Raw genomic sequence first — 3,574 nt, forward strand, 5'->3', positions numbered from 1 at the left:
GCGCGAACAGGATGCGTGGGTCAATCGCCCGGCGCCCCGGGGCCGCCCCACGCGCCTTGATCGCTTCGAACAGCGCGCTCAGGTCTTGCCGCTCGACATAGCCCCACACCAACCGCGCACGATGGTCCTCGCCCAGCAGCGATTCGAGATCCGAGGCGCGCAACTCGATCTGCAACCGGTTGGGCTGCAGCACTCGAGGTGCGCATTGGCTGCGCCGACTCGCGTCCTGTGCTCGCGCTTGCTCGACCTGCGCCTCGCTCGGCTTCGGTAGGTCATCGAACAGCGCCACATCTCGGGTCACTTCGCTTGCATCAATCTGCGTCGTCATGCCAACTGCGAAGCCATTCCCGTGCCAGTTTGACGGGCTCGGAGAAAAACTCTCACTCTCTGAGCCCTTCGCTCAGTGCTGCTTGTCGAACGATGCGCGAATCTCGGCGACGGTCTGCTTCGGGCCCTGCAGATGTGGATAGTGTCCGAGCTTTGGCAGGATGGACATCTGCACGCCGACCTTGCCGGCGAACTCGGCGCCCATCTCGCTCTTGATATAGAAGTCCCTCTCGCCCCAGACGACGCTGACGGGCGTCTTCAGTCGACTCACGTTGGCTTCGAAGTACTGCTGGTCTTCCGTGAAGTGCGAGTAGTAGTGATAGAAGGCGTCGGCTGATGTCATGCTTGCGTGATTCCACCCCGCGAGCATGTCGGCCTTCAACTCCGGCGAGATGTCGAACTGCTCTTCCTTCGCGAAGCCTCTCCGGTAGGCGTTCTCCAGGATCTCGTCGCGGTTCTTGTTCATGGCGGCATTCACCGCATCCGAAGACGGCTTCGACTTCAGCGCCTGCAGGTTCTCGTTCATGTACTGCGGCCGGTCGAAGGGCGCGAAGTCGCCGACGATGATGGACTTCGCGATGTCCGGCTTCCGTAGCGCCAGAAGCAGCGGCGGCAATCCGCCGATGTCGGTCGCGTAGATGGTCAGGTGCGATGTGTCGATGCGCGACTTGGCGATGTACTCCTCGAGCACGCGCGCATAGTCCTTCGGCGAATACGAGAACTCGCTCGGCGACGGCCTCGACGACTGCCCGTATCCCGGCCAGTCGAAGGAGTGAACCTCGTAGTCTTTCGCCAGTTGGCGCGAGATGTCCCTGTACGAATACAGCGTTTCGGGAAAGCCGTGCAGCAGGATTACGGTGCCCTTCGGCTTCGCGCTGCGCACGACCATCCGCCTGAGCGTGATTCCGGAATCCAGGGGGAGGAATCCGATCTCCGGCTGCGGTGCTTGCGCCGACGCAGTCGCCATGATCGGCAGGCCCAGCAAAGCCGGGGTGAAGATCTTCCAATTGAATGAGCGAGACATGGGTTGGCCTTTCAATGTGTTTCGTGCGAACCGATCGAAGCGGGAGTCACCGGCGCGACGACCAGAAGTCGGTCACCGCGCGTGCGAACTCGTCCGGGCACTCGTCGGGAAGGAAGTGGCCGCAGCCGGCGAGGACTGCGCCCTGCACGTCGTCCGCAATCGGCTGGATCGACTTCTGCAACAGGTCGCGGACGCCGCCGCCACCGCCGATCGCCAGCACCGGGGCGGTCACGCGCTTCTCGGCACGCGCCTTCGCCTGCGCGATGCCGGCTTCGGAGAAGTTCGCGCGACAGAGGTTGAAGCTCGCCCGCAGTGTGCCGGGGGTCTGGTATTCGCGGACGTACTGATCGAGCATCGCCGGGTCGATCTTCCAGCCGCGAACGCTCTTGGTGTCGAAGATGAAGGACAGGTAGGCGCGTTCGTTGCCCTGCACGAGCGCTTCCGGCAGATCGTTGAGTCGGTTGAACGAGAACTGCCAGGTGCGCAGGTTGGCCGCGTCGCTGGGCACGCCGCTGGCGGCCGGCGCAGGTGCGGGCAACAGCACTTCGCTCAGGACGAGGCGCCGCACGTCCTTCGGATGGTTGGTCGCGAGCGCGTGCCCGATCCACGACCCGACGTCGTGCGTGACGATGTCGACGCCGCGACCGCTGCTGTTGAGCTGCTTGGCTTCGATGAAGGCGTGGACGTCCTCGGCCAGGGTGTCGATGTCGTAGCCGCCGGCCGGCTTCTCGCTGCGCCCCGCGCCGCGGTATTCGATGGCCCACACGCGGTGGCCCGACTTCGCCAGCAGCGGCAGCACGTTGCGCCACGCGAAGGCGCTCTGCGGCCACCCGTGGATCAGCAGCACGGGCTCGCCCTGTCCTTCGGCGATGTAGTGCAGCTTGACGCCGTTCACGACGACGTCGCCGTGCTCGAGCGCGGACTCCGCGGCCTGGGCCGGGCGCGTCGCGAACATCAGGCCGAGCGAAAGGGCGGCGACGAACAGCAGCAGCCAGCGCCGCGCGGAGAGGAGGCTTGTCGAGACGGACATGGGGCACCTTTCGTTCAGGCCACGACGGCGCGGAGCTCGTCCGACGGGCGTTCGTGGAAGTGGGCGGCCGGCGTGCGGTCGATCAGCAGGCTGAGCAGCTCGGGCCGGTTGTAGTGGCCGGTCGAGTCCATCAGCATCTTGCGGCGGTCGATCAGCGCGAAGTCGAGGTCGGCGATCACCTCGCCCTCGCCCGAGCGCAGCGGTTCGCCCATCAGCGAGCCGTCGGGTGCGACGATCGTGGTGAAGCAGCCGCCCGAGATCGGACCGATCTCGCAGCCCGTGTCCTTCATGATCTGCGCCTGCTGCGCGGCGTCGAGCCATGCGGTCGCGTTGACGACGAAGGCGCCGGACTCCAGCGCATGCTGGCGGATGTTGATCTCCATCCTTTGCGCAAAGCCTTCACCGAAGGCGGAGCCCGGATACATGGCCGAATGGATCTGCTCGCCGTCGGCCATCATGGCGTAGCGCGCGAGCGGGTTGTTGTGCTCGAAGCATGCGAGCTGGCCGATGCGGCCGACCTTGCTGTCGACGGCGCGCAGGCCCGAGCCGTCGCCCTGCCCCCAGATCATTCGCTCGAAATGCGTCGGCGTGATCTTGCGGCGGCGCTGGATCAGCGTGCCGTCGGCATCGAAGAGCAGTTGCGTGTTGTAGAGCGTGCCGCCGTCGCGTTCGTTGACGCCGATCGACACCACCATGCCCGCCTGGCGCGCGGCCTCGCCGATCGCATCGGTCGCGGCGGAGGGCACCGTCACGGCCTGCTCAAGCAGCTTCAGGTGCTCGGTCCCGGCCAGGAGCTGCATGCCTGTCTGGACGGCGGAGAAGTACGGGTAGTAGGGCACCACGGTCTCGGGGAAGGTGGCGAACTGCACCCCCTGGCGACCGAGCTCGTGGATTTTCTGCACGACCTTGGCGATCGTTCCTTCGCGGCTGTAGAGCACCGGGCTGATCTGCACGGCGGCGGCTTTGACGACTTTCATTTCCTGGCTTCCTTTTGAACAGTGAATCGATGGGGCGAACTTTAGGCAGCGGTGCCCGGCGGAAAAAGACGATGCAGCAGAAATGGCAATTACTGGTTTTCCAACAATCAGCAATGGCGGCATCRTGGCGCGGGCGGCGGCATCGCCTTCCAGACGAACATCCTCGCGTTAACGCAGATGGACCAGGTGACCCAATAGACGACGCGCTCGTGGAGG

3 protein-coding genes and 1 pseudogene are annotated in these 3,574 nt (G+C 65.0%); all 4 read right to left on the reverse strand.

Features of this window, described 5'->3' with window-relative positions; all coding sequences use genetic code 11:
• A pseudogene (locus AC1DY5_RS47225) lies at window positions 1-328 on the reverse strand (hypothetical protein); the annotation flags it as partial.
• Window positions 329-400: 72 nt separating this feature from the next.
• The gene (locus AC1DY5_RS47230; protein ID WP_478121273.1) at window positions 401-1,351 is read right to left on the reverse strand and encodes an alpha/beta fold hydrolase; all 951 of its coding nucleotides are present in this window, start codon (window positions 1,349-1,351) and stop codon (window positions 401-403) included.
• A 46-nt stretch (window positions 1,352-1,397) separates the two neighbouring features.
• Window positions 1,398-2,381, reverse strand: coding sequence for an alpha/beta fold hydrolase (locus tag AC1DY5_RS47235; RefSeq protein ID WP_478121274.1), 984 nt, complete (start codon window positions 2,379-2,381; stop codon window positions 1,398-1,400).
• Between the two features lie 14 nt (window positions 2,382-2,395).
• Entirely contained in the window at window positions 2,396-3,358 is a 963-nt protein-coding gene (locus AC1DY5_RS47240; protein ID WP_478121275.1) for a carbon-nitrogen hydrolase family protein, read from the reverse strand.
• Window positions 3,359-3,574 lie beyond the last annotated feature (216 nt).

The organism is Variovorax sp. P4_D9 (assembly GCF_056401695.1).

Coding starts and splice junctions, on each gene's coding strand:
- AC1DY5_RS47240 (WP_478121275.1), bottom strand. CDS start 3,358: ATGAAAGTCGTCAAAGCCGCCGCCGTGCAGATCAGCCCGGTGCTCTAC.
- AC1DY5_RS47230 (WP_478121273.1), bottom strand. CDS start 1,351: ATGTCTCGCTCATTCAATTGGAAGATCTTCACCCCGGCTTTGCTGGGC.
- AC1DY5_RS47235 (WP_478121274.1), bottom strand. CDS start 2,381: ATGTCCGTCTCGACAAGCCTCCTCTCCGCGCGGCGCTGGCTGCTGCTG.